Origin of the sequence: Bacillus sp. GC_Bacil_1, from assembly GCF_026540675.1 — a bacterium.
Lineage (GTDB): Bacteria > Bacillota > Bacilli > Bacillales > Bacillaceae_G > Bacillus_A > Bacillus_A cereus.
This window is the reverse complement of record NZ_JALNUG010000006.1, coordinates 41606-62014: the sequence shown is the minus strand read 5'-3', so window position 1 is coordinate 62014 and position 20409 is coordinate 41606. Positions and strand designations below refer to the sequence as shown.

The following is a 20409-nucleotide window of genomic DNA, read 5'->3' as shown; positions in this document are numbered from 1 at the left end:
CATATGATGGCTTAGAAAGAGCGGGTTCTCCCGCTCTTTCTTTTTGTTGTTCATATTAGTATAAATTCATTTCGACAAAAGCATAAAAAAATTGTCAAAAGAAGAGGGTTCAAAATTTACTGAAAATTCTTTATTATATAAGGGAGGCATAAAGAAAAAGGAGGATGTTTATGAAGAGAGAGGAATTGTTGGCACCACCATCTTATAATTTAGTTTCAGAAATAGAGAAATATACAGACGATAAAGAGAAGCTTGCTTTAATTTGGCAAGATGATAAAGGGAATAGACGAGAAGTTACATATTTTGAATTAATGCAAGGGGCAAATAAAATTGGAAACGCTTTTATAAAAAGTGGCTTACAAAAAGGGGACAAGCTCCTTATTATGATGCCGCGTTTAATTGAAGCGTACATGACGTATATCGCTGCGATTAAAGCGGGATTTGTCGTAATTCCAAGTTCGGAAATGTTGCGTAAAAAAGATATTGAATATCGAATTGGACATGGCGAAGTAAAAGCGATAGTAAGCTATGAGCCGTACATTGGACAGTTTGATGATATAGAAGCAATGGAATCCCTTCAAAAATTCGTCCTGAGCGAGCAGTCAGTAGACGGGTGGATCAATTTAAAAACAGCATTAGAAACAGAAAGTGACATGTTAGAAATGGCGAAAACAGATAAAGAAGATATGGTCTTTTTATCTTACACGTCTGGGACGACAGGAAACCCGAAAGGTGTTGTTCATACGCACGCGTGGGCATACGCTCATTTACGTACAAGCGCCCCGAATTGGCTCGGAATTGAAGAGAATGATGTTGTATGGGCAACGGCTAGTCCAGGGTGGCAAAAATGGATTTGGAGCCCGTTTTTAGCAACTCTCGGTTCAGGGGCAACAGGATTTGTGTACAACGGCAAGTTTGAACCGAAAACGTATTTAAATTTATTAGACGATAATAAGGTGAATGTGCTTTGTTGTACACCGACTGAGTATAGATTAATGGCAAAGGTAGAAGATTTAAGCGAGTACAATTTAGAGGCGTTACATAGCGCTGTATCCGCAGGTGAGCCGTTAAATAGAGAAGTCATTGGAACATTCCAAAAGCACTTTGATATTACAGTAAGAGACGGCTATGGGCAAACGGAAAATACACTACTTGTTGGTGTAATGAAAGGGATGGATATTAGACCAGGATCAATGGGGAAACCAACGCCAGGTAACCACGTCGATATTGTAAATGAGGAAGGTATTCCAGTTAAAGTAGGCGAAGTTGGTGATATTGCAGTTCACATTGAAACGCCGGCCCTCTTTAAACAATATTATAAAGACGATGAACGTACAGCGATGCAATTCCGCGGTGATTATTATATTACAGGTGATAAAGCGAAGAAAGATGAAGACGGCTACTTCTGGTTTGAAGGGCGTGGTGATGATATCATTATTAGCTCTGGTTATACAATCGGGCCGTTTGAAGTAGAGGATGCGCTTGTAAAACATCCTTACGTAAGAGAATGTGCGGTTGTCGCAAGTCCTGATGAAATTCGGGGAAGTGTCGTGAAGGCATTTATCGTATTAAGAGAGAATATAGAAAAGAACGAAGAAACATTAATTCCAACACTCCAACAACACGTCAAAGAACTCACTGCACCATATAAATACCCTCGCAAAATTGAATTTGTAGATGAACTACCAAAAACGATTTCTGGAAAAATTCGCCGTATTGAACTTAGAAAACAAGAGATGGAGATTCCGTCAAAATAATTTTGAAAACAGTGAAGTAAATAGTTGAATGAAATGCAAAACAATGATAATATAAAAACGAACACAAGTTCGATTTTATAAACTTAAAAAAGAGGTGTCCGTATGATTTTAGGTATTAATCCGTACTTAGTTTTAGATGGTAGTGGGCAAGAAGCTGTACAGTTTTATAAAGAGGCTTTAGATGCAAAAGTAGAAGTCATGCAAACTTTTGGTGACATGCCTGAAAATCCAGAATACCCTATTCCAGCTGAAGCGAAAGAGCGCGTTTTACACGCTACTTTAAAAGTTGGTAATACGGATCTTATGATTTCTGATACATTCCCAGGTCAAGGACATGCAATCGGATCTCAAGTAACAATCGCAATTCAAATTAGTAATGCAGAAAAAGCAAAAGAAGTATTCGATAAGTTACAAGAAGGTGGAGAGGTTATGATGCCACTTCAAGAAACATTCTGGAGCCCAGCATACGGACAAGTAAAAGATAAATTTAATATTGAATGGCAAGTTACAACGTCTACTACTGAACAAAAGTAATTTTTAGAAAAGCACCATGTTTTGAAATGGTGCTTTTTTTTATACAATAAAAAATAAAGGAGATGGGATATATGGGAGAAATTTGGTATGGCGGCACCATTTACACAATGAGAGAAGAAAATGAAAAAGTGGACGCTGTTTACGTTGAAAACGGTACGATCGTTGATTTTGGAAGTAAAGAAGAGTTAGAAAACCAATATGCCGCGGTTACATTGCACGATTTAAAAGGCAAAACAATGATCCCAGGCCTCGTTGATAGCCATATGCATCTTATTGGGCATGGAGAGAGATTACTCCGTCTAGATTTATCAAATTGTACATCTTATGGTGAGGTGCTTACTCTTGTTCAGAAGCGAGTGAAAGAAGCTCCAAAGGGCTCTTGGATTATTGGAGAAGGATGGAATGAAAATAACTTTACAGATACGAAAGATGTTCACGCGCGTGATTTAGATGAAATTTCGAAAGAACACCCCATTTTATTAAAGCGAGTTTGTCGTCACGTTACATGGGTGAATTCATACATATTGCAAGAAGCGAACATAACAGAAGCGACGCAAAATCCAAAAGGCGGGAAAATCGGTAGGGATTCATCAAATAAGTTAACAGGACTTTTATATGAACAAGGACAAGAATTAATTAAACATGTTCAGCCTGAAATTGATGAAGCGTATTTACAAAGAGCTTTGCAAACAGCGATTAAAGATTGCTGGAAATACGGACTTGTTGGCGGGCATACGGAAGATTTAAATTACTACGGTGGTTTTAGAAAAACATATAATGCGTTTTCTCACGTTATAAAAGAAATGCCATTTAAAGCCCATTTGCTCGTTCATCATGAAGTAGCACATGAACGAAAAGAATATGAAAATGAACATTATATTGAATTTGGGGCAATGAAAATTTTTTCTGACGGTTCTTTTGGCGGAAGAACAGCATTATTAAGTGAACCGTATGAAGATGCGAAGGAAACGAATGGGGTTGCAATTTTCTCACGTGAAGAACTTGCGGAATTAGTGAAGAAAGCACGAGATTTACATATGCCAGTTGCGATTCATACTATCGGTGATTTATCGCTTGAATATGTCATTGATGCACTCGAATTATATCCACCAGCAAAAGGGTTACGTGACCGCATTATTCATTGTCAGCTTGCTCGTGAAGAGTTGATAGAAAGAATGAAAAACTTGCAAGCCATTATCGATATACAGCCAGTCTTTCTTTCATCAGATTTTCCGTCAGTCATTGAAAAACTGGGAGAACACCGTCTTCGTTATGCGTATGCTTGGAAGACATTACTGGAAGCAGGACTACATTGTAATGGTGGTTCAGATGCTCCTATTGAACAAGTAAATCCGTTTCTAGGCATATATAGCGCTGTTACACGTAGAAGTTTTATTGACGGTGTATGCTATATGCCTGAGGAAAGATTAACGGTATATGAGGCTGTTTCTTTATTTACAACAGGAAGTGCCTATGCAATCGGAAAAGAAGCGAAACGAGGGCAAATTACAAAAGGATATGAAGCAGACTTTACAATATTAGACCACAATATTTTTGAAATTGAGGCAGAAGAAATAAAAGAAGTACAAGCAGAAATGACTGTAATAGATGGCCGAGTTGTCTATAGAAAAGATGTGTAAAAATATATCAGCGATTTTCGGAATATATCGACCGTAACTCGAAATATATCAGCGATTATTAAAATATATCGACTTACCGACAAAAACTGACAAGAATAACGGCCGGATAGTAAGAGATTATTGTTCGCGTCAATCGGGGTAAATAAATAACCGCAGAATTATGGAATTCCATAATTCTGCGGTTATTTTAATCCTATAAAAACGTTCTCTGTACTTTTTCCCAGAACGAATTATTTTTTAATTTAACTGTTTTAATTTGTTTATCGCTTAAGCGTACAACAGCTTTTTCCACTTGTTTAATGCTAAGCGCTTCGTTATCCATGCCAATAACAGGATAATCGTTACCGTCTGGTCTTAGTTTTAAAGTTAATGTACGTTCGTGATTTAAAATGAACGGTGAACCGAGCGTACGGTAAGTGTTGTTGTTTAAAGATGCTAGTTCGCTTACTTGGAAACATGGAATAAGTGGGTCAACAACTGCACCATGCAATGATTTATTGTAAGCAGTACTTCCTGTTGGGGTAGAAACTACTAAACCGTCTCCTCTAAATGTTTCGAAATATAAATCATCAACGTGAACATCTACAACGAATGTTTTAATAATGCTAGAACGTAATGAGAACTCATTTAAACAATAGAAAGATGTACCATGATCTACATCTACCTGAATTGTTGGATATTTTCGCACTTCAATTTCATTTTTTGTAATTTCTTGAAGGGCTGTATCAACGTGATCAATGTGGAAATCGCAGTAGAACGAAGTTTCATCTTTCGTAGAAATCCCTGCGTATAAGCAATCTTCTCTAAAACCAGTTTTACGAACGGCTTGTAAGAAGGTTGCATCATCTCCAACACTGACGATAGCGTTTGCATTTTTTGGATGATCTAATATGGTAAATCCATTCTCTTCTAAAATACGATAGATTGGTTTCATTTTTTCAACGAGCGTTGCTTTGTCATCACCATAAAAGAAAAATAAATTGCGACGATCTGCCATTATGTATCCCTCCACTGCAGTTAAATTTTCTGTTTTTCGTGCTACATATCATTAGAGTCCGTTCCCTGATGATATGTTCAAATAATATATTTCGATACAAATTGTCAAAATACCTTTTTATTTTTAGAAAAATTTTTATATTCAATCTTATGGAACTCTGTTTAATGATGAATAAAGTTGTCGATAATGGGTACGGAGTGAAAGGATGATACGTATGAAGTGGCTCGTAATTGGAATAATAATTCTTCTCCTTTTTATTTTGCTTATACTATTGTCGAAAATATCGCTTAAGGTGACATTTTTATATTCAGAAATGGAAAAGCAATGTTTATTTCAAGTGAAAATATGGATGATTCGATATACATTTGATGTATTGGAAAGAATTGAAAAACAGCAGAAAAAAACAGGACAGAAAATCGAAAAAGCTGAAGAGGACGGCGGACTAGATAATAAAATTATGGCGCAACTTGACAGTATTGGGGAACTGATAAAAAGGCTTCAAAAAGTTCATACTATCGTTAAAGATTTTCTCAAACGAGTGAAAATCAATGGTTGGAAATGGCATACGCAAATTGGAGCAGGCGACGCAGCTAGTACTGGAATTGTCACTGGATATGCATGGGGGACAAAAGGAATGGCTGCTGGAGTTGTCGGACAATATATGCATATTGTCGATGTACCAGAATTTGAAATTACTCCTGTTTTTCAAGGGAAAGGATTTGCATCGAGATGCGAGTTAACAGCATCTTTTCGTATATTTCGTACTATAAAAACAGCGGTGAAATTGCTCATATTTATGAGGCAGCAAAAATCTGGTATGACAGAAAAATCTGTTCAAGCATAGGGGGGATATAGAATGGACCATCCAATTCAAGGTTTAATGACAACCGCAATGCAGCATTTAAAACAAATGACTGATGTAAATACAATTGTTGGTGACCCAATTAAAGCGGCAGATGGAAGTGTAATTCTTACTGTTTCGAAAGTAAGTTTCGGATTTGCTGCTGGTGGAAGTGAATTTGGTAGGGTAGAACATTCAGGCCGTCATCCATTTGGCGGAGGAAGTGGAGGAGGAGTTTCTATTAATCCTGTTGCCTTTCTTGTTATAAATGGAGATGGTGTAAAAGTATTACATTTAGATAAGCAAACGCATGTCATCGATAAAATAATTGAATTAGCGCCACAAGCTGTTGATAAAGTGAAAGAAATGATGGATAAACGAAAAGAAGATGATCCTGAATTTCAAATTTAACGAATAAAGAAGCTAATCAATAGGTTAGCTTCTTTTATTTTTTTGTAAATAAAGCGATTTTATTTGCATTATCGATAGGGACAAACTATCATTTACATTGTACATATTTTGTTTAAATAAGGGAGGATTTTCAAGTGGCAAACGTAACTTTTAAAGGTAATCCAATGACTTTAGTTGGAACAGAAGTTAAAGTTGGCGATCAAGCGCCAAACTTCCAAGTATTAGCAAACGACTTATCTCCAGTAAGTTTAGAAACATACAAAGGCGAAGTAAAATTAATTAGTGTTGTACCTTCAATCGATACAGGTGTGTGTGATGCACAAACACGTCGTTTTAACCAAGATGCAGCAGGTATTGAAAACGCAAAAGTATTAACAATTAGCGCTGATTTACCATTTGCTCAAAAACGCTGGTGTGCAGCAAACGGTTTAGAAAATGTTGTAACACTTTCTGACCACCGTGACCTTTCATTCGGTGAAGCTTACGGCTTAGTAATGAAAGAACTTCGTTTACTTGCTCGTGCAGTATTCGTAGTAGATAGCAACGACAAAGTAGTTTACGTAGAATACGTAGGCGAAGGTACAAGCCATCCAAACTATGAAGCAGCATTAGAAGCAGCTAAATCTGCAAAGTAATGTGAAGGAAATGACCTCTTATAAAGAGGTCGTTTTTTCTCATATATCGCTGCGTAACGGTGCCGATATATGAGAAAAAACGTTATATCATATATAACTTGAGAGGGAGCTCTTTACAGGAGGTCGCTTTTTCTTTTTGGAAAAAATCACTTTGTGGTATGATATAAGTTATGTGTAAAAGAGAGAAGGAGGAATGTACGTGAGTCAGACAGTGGAAACATTATTTTCTATTTTTGATTCTTCTGCGGTAGTTTTACGTAAAGAATTAGATGTGACATATTTAGAGGCGCTTGTAGAAACAGGTGATAACTTGTTTGAGGGAGCGATTTTACAAGAGGAATTATCCGAATCAGCAATTGAAAGGCTGAATCGTGAATATAGTACGTTTAATGAAGAAACATATAAAGGTGAAGAAATTCGTAAAGCATTTCAGTTAGCCATCTTAAAAGGAATGAAAGAAGGCGTACAAGCCAATCATGAAATGACGCCTGATGCAGTTGGGATGTTCATGAGTTACTTATTCCATAAATTTATGCAAGGTCAAAACGAAATTACAGTTTTAGATCCTGCAATTGGAACAGGAAATTTAATGACTACAGTGTTTAATAGCGCCAAAGAAGGACTAACAATGAGTGGATTTGGTGTAGAAGTGGATGAAGTGCTAATTAAACTTGCTTTAGTAAATGCAAATTTACAAAAGCATGCAATCGAATTCTTCCATCAAGATGGACTAGCACCACTTTATATCGATCCAGTTGATGCAGTCGTTTCAGACTTACCGATTGGTTACTATCCAAACGAAATCGGTGCCAGTGAATATAAATTAAAAGCAGATGAAGGAATGTCGTATGCTCATCACTTATTTATTGAACAAAGTGTGAAACATACGAAAGAGGGCGGGTACTTATTCTTCTTAGTACCAAACTTCATTTTTGAAAGTGACCAGGCACCAAAATTACATGCATTTATTAAAGAAACATGCTTTATTCAAGGGTTATTACAGCTTCCTGTTTCCATGTTTAAAAACGAGAAAAATGCAAAAAGTATATTTGTTCTCCAAAAGAAAGGCGCTAATGTAACAATGCCAAAACAGGCGTTATTAGTGGAGTTGCCTAAATTCTCTAACATGAAGGCGATGGAGAACATTATGGATCAATTAAATACTTGGTTTGCAACACATAAATAAAGCTGGGTGTATGTAACAGCATTAGTGATTCATGTAGTACAGTTTTATATAATATGTCATATTTTTAAATATATACTAGATTTAACTGAATTTTTTTGAAATCTGTAATATATATTTTTTCTTGGTGTTACAATTTTTTCACTTGAAATATATGTCGGACGATGTTTAAATTAAAATCGTGAGTATAAAATTTGCTAATGATGAAACGTTTTCATATTTGGTGAATTTGATCAGATAAAATCGAGCGGTTTGTGGAAACATCCACACAACTACCAAGAGAAAAAGGGGCGAAAGACTAGATGTCAAAAATCATCGCGATTAACGCAGGAAGCTCTTCCTTAAAATTCCAATTATTTGAAATGCCAAGTGAAACAGTATTAACAAAAGGTTTAGTAGAACGTATCGGTTTAGAAGATAGTATCTTCACTATTACTGTAGATGGCGAAAAACAAAAAGAAATTACAAACATTCCAGATCACGCAGTAGCAGTTAATATGCTTCTTAAAAAATTAACTGAAAACGGAATCGTTAAATCTCTAGATGAGATTGGCGGTATCGGTCACCGTGTTGTTCACGGCGGCGAAAAATTTGCTGACTCTGTTTTAATTACTGATGAAGTATTAGCTGATATCGAAGAATTAAGCGATTTAGCACCACTTCATAACCCAGCAAACGTTGTTGGTATTAAAGCATTCCAAGAAGTATTACCAAACGTACCAGCAGTAGCAGTATTCGATACAGCATTCCACCAAACAATGCCAGAATCTGCATTCCTATACAGCTTACCATATGAGTACTATGAAAAATTCGGCATCCGTAAATACGGTTTCCACGGAACTTCTCATAAATATGTAACTGAGCGTGCGGCTGAATTATTAGGTCGTCCAATTGAAAGCTTAAGCTTACTTTCTTGTCACTTAGGTAACGGTGCAAGTATCGCAGCAGTAGAAGGCGGTAAATCTATCGATACTTCTATGGGCTTCACTCCACTTGCTGGTGTAACAATGGGTACACGTTCTGGTAACCTTGACCCTGCGTTAATTCCATACATCATGGAAAAAACAGGCCAAACAGTAGAAGAAGTAGTTAACGTATTAAACAAGAAGAGTGGTATGTTAGGTCTTACTGGTTACTCTAGTGACCTACGTGACATCATTGCGAAAGAAGAAGAAGGCGACCACCGTGCGAAAGTAGCACTTGATGTATTCGTAAGCCGTATCCACAAATACATCGGTTCTTACACTGCTCGTATGAAAGGTGTAGACGCAATCATCTTCACAGCTGGTGTAGGTGAGAACAGTGCGATTATTCGTGAGCGCGTATTAGAAGGCCTTGAGTACATGGGCGTATACTTTGATGCAAAACGTAATAACGTATTCGGTGAAGAAGCATTCATCAGCTTCCCACACTCTCCAGTAAAAATTATCGTAATTCCAACTGACGAAGAAGTTATGATTGCTCGTGACGTACTACGTCTTGGAGATATTGGTTAATATATGAAAAGAAAGACGAGATCCTATAGGATTTCGTCTTTTTTCTTTTGGATATATTTTAAAACTCCATCCGGATATAATATTTTTTCTTTCTGAATGAATGCCGTAATAGGAATCCATTTCGCATACGCTACTGTTTCCTCATCTTGTATATTTAATATTTTCATTTCATATAGTGACGTGTCTAATAAACGCAAAGAATATAGTTGAATAATTTCATGACCAATGCCCCCATCTAGATGAAAGACATTTTCTAAACAACCTAAATAATTGATGATTTCTATCTCCGTATGAAGCTCTTTTGTAAACTCCCGAATAACAGTATGTGCTGATTTTTCACCAAGTTCAATGGAACCGCCAAGAGGACGATAATATGTTTCGCCTTCTGTATGATATTCTTGTACGAGAAGGCGATCTTGATGTACAGCAAGACCGAAAGCTTTTGCACGTGGATACATATAGAATCACTCCTTATTTGTTTCGTATAAGGACGATTATAATGTATGGTGTGATAAAAGTATCGTGTATTTAAGTGTGTGGTCTAACTGTAATTCCATCAAATAAGTCTTTCCAAAATGCTTCATTGTATTGGTATACATCCATAATAGGACATTTCATAACGCAAGTACGTTGTAATCCCCAATCTTCTTGGGTGATAGTTGGTATATCGGCAGGAATTAGCAATAGGACAGAGAATGTATGTGTAACGATTTGAGATAAAATTTGTTCTAGGGAACATGCTTCTTCATATGTTCCTCCAGTTCGAATAAACAATATGGATTCTGCCGTTTCAATTGTAGTTAGAAAACGATTAATTCGATGTTCATAGTTTAACTTAATTTCTGTATAAGAAGGCCAATAATTTGGTGTGTTTACATCTGTTTTAAAGTCATGACAGGAGTCAATTTCATAAAGGTTGTCCCTTAATCTTAATTTGGCATCATCATCCCAAAATGAGATGAAGGATAGATTTTCGAAATTTAAAAAACGGTCAAATCGATTTTGTAATAATAAATTTACTTTCGTTAATGAAGGACTTAGCATAAAATCAATAACGCCAAAAAATAGTGATAATTCTAATTGATATAATGCCCAAGCAGGCCAACAGTTTTGTCCTAAGCTGAATACTGCGTTATAGTTTTGTTTTAGATTGGATAGATTCATGTGAAGTATCTCATCCTTTTTGCTATTATTTTATGTCACTCATAAAGGGTATGTGAAAAGAGATATACAAGCATATTTGTAAAGAATAAGCAGAAATATGTTACAATAGAAAAAAATCGAACGAGGTGGTTGTTACGATGCGATCGAAGCGAGAACAAGCCATTTTAGACAATATAAAAGAATGGGAAGCGCAATTAGTTGAGCAAGAAGCGACCGATTTTCAAAAAGTGTTTGATAAATGGTTACATACTACAGTTGCGAAATTACCTGAGAAAAAGCGAAAAGAATTCTTCACGAAAGCAGATGGATGGCTCTTTCATTTGCATGCATTTATTCAAAGTTCACAAGCACAGTTAGACGCACGTAATCGGATTTTAGGAACATCGAGATTATTTGATGAATCGATTGAACAGCTTGAAGATTTGAAAGCATTATCTATTGATCAGTTAACATACATAGCAGAGCAGCAAACAGCACGTCATCGTCTATATTCATTTGTGCAAGGCGGGGCGACAGGTGCTGGAGGTTTATTATTATTAACGGCGGATTTTCCGGTTATGATCGCGTTAAATGTGAAGGCAGTCCAACTTATTGCAACATCATTTGGACATGATGTGAACAAGCCATACGAAATGATGCTTGCGTTAAAGGTGTTTCACGCGTCATTACTACCAGGAAGACTTCAGCAATACGCATGGTACAATTTATTGCAAGAGCTGGAACAAGAAGATTCGTTCTTTTATGAAGGAGACGAAGCAGTGTTACAAACAGCTTCTACTGAAGTTGTGTTAAAACAAATTTTGAAGACATTTTCGATTTATGCTCTTCGTCGTAAATTATTCCAAGGTATTCCGGTAATTGGAATGGCAATTGGATCTACAGTGAATTATCGTTTAACAAGAAACGTTACTGAATTTGCAAATAGATTTTATCAAGTGCGCCATATAGTCGAGAAAGAAAAAAGAGCATAAAAAAAAAGCGAGAGGCCGAAGCCTTTCGCTTTTTTAATTTGTTGCATGTTTTTTGGACATTGGAACAGATACTGGCTGCTTTTCTGCTGTTTTTTCTGTTTTTGGATAATAAATTAAATCCAATGTTTTTGCCTGTACGGCAATCGAAAGAATAGTAAAAGCAATTTCTGTCCAATTTAAATAATATAATGAAAGCGCAAGAACAATCGCGTCAAAGACGAAGAAAATTTGCCCAATTGTAAAACGAGTTCGTTTACTTAATACAATTGTTAAAATATCGTCTCCACCGGTTGCACCGCCAAATCGCAATATAAAACCGAGTCCAATACCAGCTAACGCACCGCCAACTACTGCAGCTATAAATAAGTTATTAGATAAATCTACCGTAAATGGAGAATAATTTTCCATAAAGGAATAAAATACTCCGAATGAAATTGAACCTAAGAATGAATAGCCAACCATTTTTCTACCTAAAAATGAAGCACACAGTAAAATAATTGGGATATCCATTAATACAGTTGAAATAGATGGTGAAATATCATAAAAGTTTTGAATGAATAGTGCAATTCCTACAAAGCCACCTTCTGTTAAGTGGTTTTGGAAGTGAATGTGATATAGCGCTGCTGCTAAAATAAATGAACCGATTAAAACCATAAAAATTTCTTTAATAATTTGCCGACTTTGGATGTTCCTCATCGTTATTCCTTCTTTCCGTAGTTAGTAGTCCTTTTTGTGTTGTAAACTAACTACGAGCTCACATGTAGCTTTCAGTTAGTTTACGAAAAAACTAACTACGCTATATGTCGCTGAAGAAATAACGAATAATCCTCTCGTCCATCAATTCTCCCTACCTTCGTTTTAGTTTAAGTCTTAAAACGACTAAACAAAACGTGGAGTAGGATTCGTCATTTAGCAATCCTGCTCTTCTTTGTTTTGTTTAGTTAGTAACAATTAAGTCCTAAACAAAACGCTATGTGTAAGAAGAGTCTTTTTTTTGCCAAATTATCCTTCGGGCAATCATAATTTCCCCACTCTCGTATTTTTTTCGCTAGACTAAAGTATCTGAGCTAAAAAATACGCTACGTGTATGATTCGTCAATACGATGCCACATGCTCCTTCGAGCGATCATGATATCAAAATCCCTTCCTTCAAGATTTATACTATTATATCATACTTTTAAAAAATGTATGCGGATGGAAACCGACAATAAACGGAGGGAATCTACAAAAAATGTTATGTTTAAATATTTTTGTAGAAAAGCCTAAGTTATTTCGGAGGATTGGACAGTTTGTAACGGTTTGTCCAATAAGTAAGAAAAAAAGGGTTTTATTCAGTTGTATTCTTTTCATCACTTTTATCTTTAAAAAACGCATCCCAACTAATCACACTTAAAAAAGTTAAAGCGATAATAACGAAAGCACGCATAAGCTTTAGACCTCCTTTTGTACATAGTATATGAATCATTCGATTCGGAATGTGTCATTTTTTTACAAGTCTTAACTATTATGAGAGTATATTAATATAGATAGATGAAGGGGAGAGTGAAGATATGTTAAAAGATATGTTCAAAAGAAAAGAATTAATATGCGTTTCATGTCAGAAAAAAATTCAATATGAAGAAGAGCTTGTTGCTTTTGTAAAGTTGCCGAAAGAAAGAAGTATATTAGTTGGTCCATTCGATGTATGTTTGGCGAAAACAGCACAAGAAATATATTGTAAATCATGTTACGACAAAAAAGCATGACCCAAAGTAATTGAGGGGCATGCTTTTTTCATTGGTGTGCTTTCCCCTCAGATACATTTTGAGTGAGGCGATACCAAAGCCAAAGGTCATTAATGATAGAAGCAAGATCGGCAATTTCTGAATTTAGTTTACAAGAAACTTCGAAGTCTTCTTCGTTATTTAAATAATGTTGTTTTGTATTAATATAGTACTCAAGTTCTTTTATACGATCAGGAATTTTCCCGCGAACTTGTTCCCATTTTAGTAAAATAGCATGTTGCATTTTTTCGGGGATTTCTTCCCAGTCTTCTTGTAAATGTGGAATTTCAATTCCTAGATGTTCATCGTATAAGAAATACTTTTCCATAAGTTCACCCCCGTTTTCCTGCTTATATTGTACAGAAAAACAGAAAGAAGTTCGACGAAATTGTTTGAAAAAATTTGAAAATGACTCTTGATACATTTTGTGAAAGGTGGTAAAGTGTGAATTATTATAAAAAAAAATGAATATTTATTCTTTAGGGGGATGCAAAATGGAGAAGAAAAAAGTTGTATTAGCATATTCCGGAGGTCTTGATACTTCCGTTGCAATTAAATGGTTACAAGAGAAGAATTATGATATTATCGCGCTTTGTTTAGACTTAGGGGAAGGGAAAGACTTAGGGTTTGTGAAAGAAAAGGCGCTTTCAGTTGGTGCAATTAAATCATATATGGTGGATGTCCAAGAAGAATTTGCGAATGAATATGCATTGATGGCGATGCAAGCACACACATTATACGAAGGGAAATACCCTCTTGTCTCTGCATTATCTCGTCCGCTTATTGCGAAGAAATTAGTGGAAATCGCAGAACAAGAAGGCGCAACTGCAGTTGCACACGGATGTACAGGGAAAGGAAATGACCAAGTTCGTTTTGAAGTTTCTATCCAAGCATTAAATCCTTACTTAGAAGTGATTGCGCCTGTACGTGAATGGAAATGGTCACGTGAAGAAGAAATTGCATATGCAAAAGAAAACGATGTACCAATTCCGATTAATTTAGATAGCCCGTTTTCAATCGATCAAAACTTATGGGGACGCAGCAACGAATGTGGAATTTTAGAAGATCCATGGGCAGCGCCGCCAGAAGATGCATATGAGATGACATTGGCATTAGAAGATACACCGAATAAACCAGAGTTTGTAGAAATCGGATTTGAAGCAGGCGTACCGACTACTTTAAATGGTACTGCATATTCACTTTCAGAATTAATTAAAACGTTAAATGCGCTTGCTGGAAAACACGGCGTTGGACGTATTGATCACGTAGAAAATCGTCTTGTCGGTATTAAATCTCGTGAAGTATACGAATGCCCAGCAGCAATGACGTTAATCACTGCGCATAAAGAGTTGGAAGATTTAACACACGTAAAAGAAGTAGCGCATTTTAAACCAGTGATTGAACAGAAAATAACAGAACTTATTTATAATGGTTTATGGTTCTCACCTTTAAAACAAGCGCTTCATGCATTTTTACAAGAAACGCAAAAGAATGTAACAGGTACAGTGCGTGTGAAATTATTTAAAGGTCATGCGATTGTAGAAGGACGTAAATCTGAATACTCTTTATACGATGAAAAATTAGCAACATATACTGCTCAAGATGAATTTAATCATGATGCAGCAGTTGGATTCATTTCATTATTCGGTTTACCGACGAAAGTATACAGCCAAGTGAATCAAAAGAAGGTGGAAGCGTGAGCAAACTTTGGGGCGGACGATTTACGGAAGAAGCGGAAGCGTGGGTTGAAGAGTTTGGAGCATCCATCTCCTTCGATCAACAATTAGTAAATCAAGATATAAACGGGAGTATTGCACACGTAACGATGCTAGCAAAGCAAGGCATCGTTACGAAAGAAGAGGCAGAGAAAATAAAGATAGGTCTTCAATATTTATTAGAAGAAGCGAAACAAAATAAATTACATTTTTCGGTTGAAGCTGAAGATATTCATTTAAATATTGAAAAGATGTTAATTGAAAAAATCGGTGAAGTAGGAGGGAAACTTCATACAGGCCGAAGTCGTAACGATCAAGTGGCGACAGATATGCATTTGTATTTAAAAGAAAAGGTAGAACATATTATAAAAGCTACAAAACAATTGCAAACTGTTCTTGTTCATCAAGCAGAAAATAACATTGAGACAATTATGCCTGGCTATACGCATTTACAGCGTGCCCAGCCGATTTCATTTGCTCATCATATTCTTGCTTACTTTTGGATGTTAGAGCGTGATGTGAATCGTTATGAAGATTCATTAAAGCGTATTAATATCTCCCCATTAGGAGCAGGAGCGCTAGCTGGGACGACATTCCCGATCGACCGAGAATATAGTGCGGAACTTCTTAGGTTTAATGGAATCTATGAAAATAGTTTAGATGCAGTAAGTGATCGTGATTTCATACTGGAGTTTTTAAGTAACTCATCTATGCTTATGATGCACTTATCACGCTTTTGTGAAGAACTTATTTTATGGAGTAGCCAAGAGTTTCAATTTATTGAAATGAGCGATCAATACGCGACAGGAAGCAGCATTATGCCGCAAAAGAAAAATCCGGATATGGCGGAACTAATCCGTGGTAAAACAGGCAGAGTATACGGTAATTTATTCAGTTTACTTACAGTAATGAAAGGATTACCACTCGCTTACAATAAAGACTTACAAGAAGATAAAGAAGGAATGTTTGATACAGTCAAAACAGTAGAAGGATGCCTTCATATTATGGCGGGCATGCTTGAAACGATGACTGTAAACAAAGAAAAAATGGGGCAAGCTGTGACGCAAGATTTCTCCAACGCAACAGAAATTGCCGACTACTTAGCAAACAAAGGACTACCATTCCGTCAAGCTCATGAAATTGTTGGGAAGTTAGTGCTACATTGCACACAAAAAGGAATTTATTTATTAGATGTCCCGCTTGAAACATATCAAGAAATGAGCTCTTTATTTGAAGAAGATTTGTATGAAGTTCTTTCACCATATGCGGCTGTAAAGCGTCGTAACAGTGCTGGTGGGACAGGGTTTGAACAAATCAAAAACGCTTTGGAGAAGGCGAAGGGGTTAGTTGGAGAGTTTGTTAGAAGTTGATTGATTTTATAGGGAAGAAGGTACGCTAATCTTGATGGAGAGAAGCTTACCTTCTTTTTTTTATAGCCCAAAATTAATCATACTTATGTCGATCTTCTGTAATTCGAATATACTCAATATCCATCAAATCACGAAGCAATGCACCATTACTTAGTTCAACGCCATGTTTCTCTTTAAAATGAGTGCGAATTGTATCTAGCATTTCAATTTCTTTTCCGTTCACGTCTAAAATAATGCGTTCAGAATCATCCATATAGCATCCTCCTTTTTTACACATATATATTTTGTCCGTCTATTTCTAAAAAATGTATGTTAACGTAATGTTAGGAAATAAGAAAGGGATGAAAAATGAGACGTATTTATTTTATAGGGCTAATCTTGTACACGCTAATTGTATTGCATGTTGCATTCCCAAATATCTTTTCATTTGAGGATTTAGAAACAGTACACGTTGCGATATTTATTTTTGCTCTATTTGTAGTAGATTGCTTTATTTCTATATGGCTTTCGAAAAGAAAAGATATACAAGGCAAAAAAGAAATGGAACGGAAAAAGAGAAAACGTTCATTTTGGATGATGACATACTGTTTGTCTGTAGTGCTTACTGCTGCTTTTTTTAGTGAACATATTCCATTAGAAAGAGTAAATATTGGATTTGGAGCATTCGTATTCGCATACTATTTTTTTATGCACTTTCTTCCTTATATGAAAGAAAAGCGAGGCGAAGGGGAAAATCCGCTTGTAGAAGAAGCGAAAGAACAAGAGCATAAGAGAATAGAAGAAGATATAAAGAAACTTGGAGAACAAAAGTGGTATTTAAAATCAAAAATCATATACGTTCTTTGCTTTATTACGCCACCAATTGGTTATTTGTACGTTTTCTTATTTCGTAAAAAAATGACAGAAGGTGCAAGACGAACGTACTTAACGGTTGCGACGATTATGATGGCATTATGGTCTTTGAAGTTTCTTCCGCCCTATGTGTTGGCAATTACCGTTGTTGTCGTAGCATGTCTTGTGTTTATAGTGAAGTTGATAAAATGAAAAACACCAAGCCTATGTGGACTTGGTGTTTTATCTATAAATTAAAGATCACCTTGCTCCTCATCACCACGAACAACAAGGACATCGCATTTCGCATAGCGAATAATATGTTCAGAGACGCTACCAATTAGGAAACGCTCAACAGCATTTAAACCAGTCGCGCCACACATAATTAAATCTACTTTATGGTTTGGAGCGATTTCTTTTGAAATTTTAGATTTAGGATTACCAAATTCTAATACAGTTTCAATTTTTTCAAGACCAGCTTCAAGAGCAGTTTTTTTGTAGTCTTCTAATAAGTCTTCTGCAAATAGATTTGCACGTTCAGCAATTGCACGGCTATAAGCCTCTACAGCTGAGTACGCTTTTACATCAACGATATGAGCAATTGTTAATGTTGCATTGTTGCGCTTTGCGACTTGGATTGCTTTTTTAAAGGCTTTTTCTGCTTCTTTAGAACCATCCACCGCGATTAAAATATTTGTATATGTATTATTCATAGTAAATTCCTCCCAATCTGTTTTATAACTGTTTACAACTTAATTATAAAACAAATTTTGGTAACGTGCTTGCCAGAAACGTTACAGAATTTTGAAAACTCTGTTTCAATTCATTTTAGTTGTAATTGGAGCGAGAACTTGTTACATATGAAGTATAGCAATTTAAAAGGGGGCAGTTTTGTGAGACATGCGCTCATTACAGCCGGTACGAAAGGTTTAGGAAAGCAAGTAACAGAAAAGTTATTGGCTAAAGGCTATTCAGTAACAGTAACGTATCATAGCGATATCACGGCTATGGAAACGATGAAAGAAACATATAAAGATGTGGAAGAGCGTCTACAATTCGTGCAAGCAGATGTCACGAAAAAGGAAGATTTACATAAAATAGTAGAAGAAGCGATGAGCCGTTTTGGCAAAATTGACTTTTTAATTAATAATGCTGGTCCATATGTATTTGAACGAAAAAAGTTAGTTGATTATGAAGAAAATGAATGGAATGAAATGATTCAGGGAAATTTAACAGCGGTATTTCATTTATTAAAACTTGTTGTTCCGGTCATGAGAAAACAGAACTTTGGCCGTATTATTAATTACGGATTTCAAGGGGCGGATAGTGCACCGGGATGGATTTATCGTTCAGCTTTTGCCGCAGCGAAAGTAGGACTTGTTTCATTAACGAAAACAGTTGCTTATGAAGAAGCGGAGTATGGTATTACTGCGAACATGGTATGTCCTGGTGATATTATTGGCGATATGAAAGAGGCAACTATTCAAGAAGCACGTCAGATGAAAGAGCATAACACACCGATTGGTAGATCTGGAACAGGTGAAGATATTGCAAGAACCATTTCGTTTTTATGTGAGGACGATTCCGATATGATTACCGGTACAATTATTGAAGTGACTGGTGCAGTGGATGTTATTCATAGACATCGATAGAATAAAATAAGATGAAGTTTCGAATAATTGGACAGTTTATCCATTGTGCTGAGAGGTGCGGATAATACTGTCCTTTAATATAAAATTAAATCTATCGGAAAACTTGTATTATTTTTTGTAAAATATTGAGATATTATGTTAAAATATAAGAGCGTAGAAAGCGCTTTAAAAAATGATTCAGGGGTCATTTCATAACTCAAGGGGGGAACTAATCATGCGTATCGGTATTCCAACAGAAATTAAGAACAATGAAAACCGTGTGGCAATGACGCCAGCGGGAGCAGTACATTTAGTACAAAATGGTCACGAAGTTTTTGTTCAAAAAGGAGCAGGTTTAGGATCTGGCTTTACAGATGAAGAATACGTACAAGCTGGTGCGAAACTTGTAGAAACTGCTGAAGAAGCATGGAATCAAGATATGGTTATGAAGGTAAAAGAGCCAGTAGCAAGTGAATACGGCTATTTCCGTGAAGGTTTAATTTTATTCACATACTTACACTTAGCTCCAGAACCAGAATTAACGAAAGCATTAATCGATAACAAAGTTGCATCAATCGCATACGAAACAGTACAATTAGACAATCGTTCTTTACCATTACTTGCACCTATGAGTGAAGTAGCTGGTCGTATGTCTGCACAAATCGGTGCACAATTCCTTGAGAAAAACAAAGGCGGTAAAGGTATTTTACTTGCAGGCGTTCCAGGGGTAAAACGCGGCAAAGTAACAATCATCGGCGGTGGTCAAGCTGGTACAAACGCAGCTAAGATTGCAGTAGGTTTAGGTGCAGATGTAACAATCATTGACTTAAGTGCAGAACGTCTTCGTCAATTAGATGATATTTTCGGTAACCAAGTAAAAACATTAATGTCTAATCCATACAACATTGCAGAAGCTGTTAAAGAATCTGACCTTGTTATTGGAGCAGTATTAATTCCAGGTGCAAAAGCGCCAAAACTTGTAACTGAAGAAATGATTCAATCAATGGAACCAGGTTCTGTCGTTGTAGATATTGCGATTGACCAAGGTGGTATTTTCGAAACAACTGATCGTATTACAACTCATGACAACCCAACTTACGAAAAACATGGCGTTGTTCATTATGCAGTTGCTAATATGCCAGGTGCGGTTCCACGTACGTCAACTCTTGCATTAACAAACGTAACAGTACCATATGCAGTACAAATTGCGAACAAAGGCTATAAAGATGCTTGCCTAGGCAACTCTGCATTATTAAAAGGTATTAACACATTAGATGGATATGTAACATTCGAAGCAGTTGCAGAAGCTCACGGCTTACAATACGCTGATGCGAAAGAGCTACTTGAAAAAGCTCCTGCTTTATCATAATAGAAATACATTTGAGACCTTCCTTTTCATAAGGAGGGTCTTTTTTATATGGGGAAATAACATGTGAATAATTGTTATTTATTGGTGTAAATCGATTTTTA

At 36.2% G+C, this 20409-nt stretch carries 22 protein-coding genes; 15 read left to right on the top strand and 7 right to left on the bottom strand.

Annotation, left to right across the window (positions count from 1 at the left end; all coding sequences use genetic code 11):
- Positions 1-170 precede the first annotated feature (170 nt).
- The 3 genes from mbcS (at position 171) to OXT04_RS11265 (ending at position 3931) form a co-directional block, all read left to right on the top strand.
- The gene (gene mbcS, locus OXT04_RS11275; RefSeq protein WP_000817726.1) at positions 171-1757 is read left to right on the top strand and encodes an acyl-CoA synthetase MbcS; all 1587 of its coding nucleotides are present in this window, start codon (positions 171-173) and stop codon (positions 1755-1757) included.
- Between the two features lie 102 nt (positions 1758-1859).
- Entirely contained in the window at positions 1860-2291 is a 432-nt protein-coding gene (locus OXT04_RS11270; RefSeq protein ID WP_000600352.1) for a VOC family protein, read from the top strand.
- Between the two features lie 71 nt (positions 2292-2362).
- Positions 2363-3931: an amidohydrolase gene (locus OXT04_RS11265; RefSeq protein WP_097821768.1), complete on the top strand. Its 1569-nt coding sequence runs from the start codon at positions 2363-2365 to the stop codon at positions 3929-3931.
- A gap of 193 nt (positions 3932-4124) precedes the next feature.
- On the opposite strand, the gene OXT04_RS11260 is transcribed toward OXT04_RS11265, so the two are convergent.
- Entirely contained in the window at positions 4125-4928 is an 804-nt protein-coding gene (locus tag OXT04_RS11260) for an NAD kinase (RefSeq protein WP_078400670.1), read from the bottom strand.
- 205 nt (positions 4929-5133) lie between these two features.
- Here OXT04_RS11260 and OXT04_RS11255 point away from each other — a divergent pair, with 205 nt between their 5' ends.
- The 5 genes from OXT04_RS11255 to ackA all read left to right on the top strand — a co-directional run bounded on the left by OXT04_RS11255 (position 5134) and on the right by ackA (position 9494).
- Positions 5134-5772, top strand: coding sequence for a DUF2953 domain-containing protein (locus OXT04_RS11255; RefSeq protein ID WP_002094156.1), 639 nt, complete (start codon positions 5134-5136; stop codon positions 5770-5772).
- A gap of 12 nt (positions 5773-5784) precedes the next feature.
- Entirely contained in the window at positions 5785-6180 is a 396-nt protein-coding gene (ytfJ, locus tag OXT04_RS11250) for a GerW family sporulation protein (protein WP_000350007.1), read from the top strand.
- A 134-nt stretch (positions 6181-6314) separates the two neighbouring features.
- Positions 6315-6815: a thiol peroxidase gene (gene tpx, locus OXT04_RS11245; RefSeq protein ID WP_000024527.1), complete on the top strand. Its 501-nt coding sequence runs from the start codon at positions 6315-6317 to the stop codon at positions 6813-6815.
- Positions 6816-7014: 199 nt separating this feature from the next.
- Positions 7015-8001: a class I SAM-dependent methyltransferase gene (locus OXT04_RS11240; protein WP_000084363.1), complete on the top strand. Its 987-nt coding sequence runs from the start codon at positions 7015-7017 to the stop codon at positions 7999-8001.
- A gap of 299 nt (positions 8002-8300) precedes the next feature.
- Entirely contained in the window at positions 8301-9494 is a 1194-nt protein-coding gene (gene ackA, locus OXT04_RS11235; RefSeq protein WP_000034575.1) for an acetate kinase, read from the top strand.
- Between the two features lie 23 nt (positions 9495-9517).
- Here the strand turns inward: ackA and OXT04_RS11230 are convergent, their stop codons facing one another.
- Positions 9518-9952, bottom strand: a complete 435-nt coding sequence (locus tag OXT04_RS11230; protein ID WP_000283498.1) for an NUDIX hydrolase — start codon at positions 9950-9952, stop codon at positions 9518-9520.
- A gap of 70 nt (positions 9953-10022) precedes the next feature.
- Entirely contained in the window at positions 10023-10658 is a 636-nt protein-coding gene (locus tag OXT04_RS11225; protein WP_069356295.1) for a DUF1796 family putative cysteine peptidase, read from the bottom strand.
- Positions 10659-10795: 137 nt separating this feature from the next.
- Here OXT04_RS11225 and OXT04_RS11220 point away from each other — a divergent pair, with 137 nt between their 5' ends.
- Positions 10796-11629 (top strand): EcsC family protein, encoded by an 834-nt coding sequence (locus OXT04_RS11220; protein WP_001256853.1) that lies wholly within the window; start codon positions 10796-10798, stop codon positions 11627-11629.
- Positions 11630-11662: 33 nt separating this feature from the next.
- Here the strand turns inward: OXT04_RS11220 and OXT04_RS11215 are convergent, their stop codons facing one another.
- Positions 11663-12325, bottom strand: coding sequence for a YitT family protein (locus tag OXT04_RS11215; protein ID WP_001244515.1), 663 nt, complete (start codon positions 12323-12325; stop codon positions 11663-11665).
- 854 nt (positions 12326-13179) lie between these two features.
- Here OXT04_RS11215 and OXT04_RS11210 point away from each other — a divergent pair.
- Positions 13180-13374 carry a hypothetical protein gene (locus tag OXT04_RS11210; RefSeq protein ID WP_000910278.1) on the top strand — a complete coding sequence of 65 codons (195 nt, stop codon included), beginning with the start codon at positions 13180-13182 and terminating at the stop codon, positions 13372-13374.
- Positions 13375-13402: 28 nt separating this feature from the next.
- Here the strand turns inward: OXT04_RS11210 and OXT04_RS11205 are convergent, their stop codons facing one another.
- Positions 13403-13720 carry a hypothetical protein gene (locus OXT04_RS11205; RefSeq protein ID WP_000417220.1) on the bottom strand — a complete coding sequence of 106 codons (318 nt, stop codon included), beginning with the start codon at positions 13718-13720 and terminating at the stop codon, positions 13403-13405.
- 166 nt (positions 13721-13886) lie between these two features.
- Here OXT04_RS11205 and OXT04_RS11200 point away from each other — a divergent pair, with 166 nt between their 5' ends.
- Positions 13887-15092, top strand: coding sequence for an argininosuccinate synthase (locus OXT04_RS11200; RefSeq protein WP_000412336.1), 1206 nt, complete (start codon positions 13887-13889; stop codon positions 15090-15092).
- Complete coding sequence (argH, locus tag OXT04_RS11195; protein WP_000041261.1) at positions 15089-16477, top strand: argininosuccinate lyase; 1389 nt, start codon at positions 15089-15091, stop codon at positions 16475-16477. Before OXT04_RS11200 ends, argH begins: the two co-directional genes overlap by 4 nt.
- 73 nt (positions 16478-16550) lie before the next feature.
- Here the strand turns inward: argH and OXT04_RS11190 are convergent, their stop codons facing one another.
- A complete protein-coding gene (locus OXT04_RS11190) occupies positions 16551-16730 on the bottom strand; it encodes a hypothetical protein (protein WP_000342760.1) in 180 nt (59 codons plus the stop codon).
- Positions 16731-16825: 95 nt separating this feature from the next.
- Between OXT04_RS11190 and OXT04_RS11185 the strand changes: the two genes are divergently transcribed.
- Positions 16826-17521: a hypothetical protein gene (locus OXT04_RS11185; RefSeq protein ID WP_001252888.1), complete on the top strand. Its 696-nt coding sequence runs from the start codon at positions 16826-16828 to the stop codon at positions 17519-17521.
- 41 nt (positions 17522-17562) lie between these two features.
- Here OXT04_RS11185 and OXT04_RS11180 read toward each other — a convergent pair whose 3' ends face one another.
- Positions 17563-18021 carry a universal stress protein gene (locus OXT04_RS11180; protein ID WP_001066672.1) on the bottom strand — a complete coding sequence of 153 codons (459 nt, stop codon included), beginning with the start codon at positions 18019-18021 and terminating at the stop codon, positions 17563-17565.
- A gap of 147 nt (positions 18022-18168) precedes the next feature.
- Here OXT04_RS11180 and OXT04_RS11175 point away from each other — a divergent pair, with 147 nt between their 5' ends.
- Complete coding sequence (locus tag OXT04_RS11175; RefSeq protein ID WP_033657532.1) at positions 18169-18960, top strand: SDR family oxidoreductase; 792 nt, start codon at positions 18169-18171, stop codon at positions 18958-18960.
- 214 nt (positions 18961-19174) lie between these two features.
- Complete coding sequence (gene ald, locus OXT04_RS11170) at positions 19175-20308, top strand: alanine dehydrogenase (protein WP_001219401.1); 1134 nt, start codon at positions 19175-19177, stop codon at positions 20306-20308.
- The last annotated feature ends 101 nt before the right edge of the window (positions 20309-20409 follow it).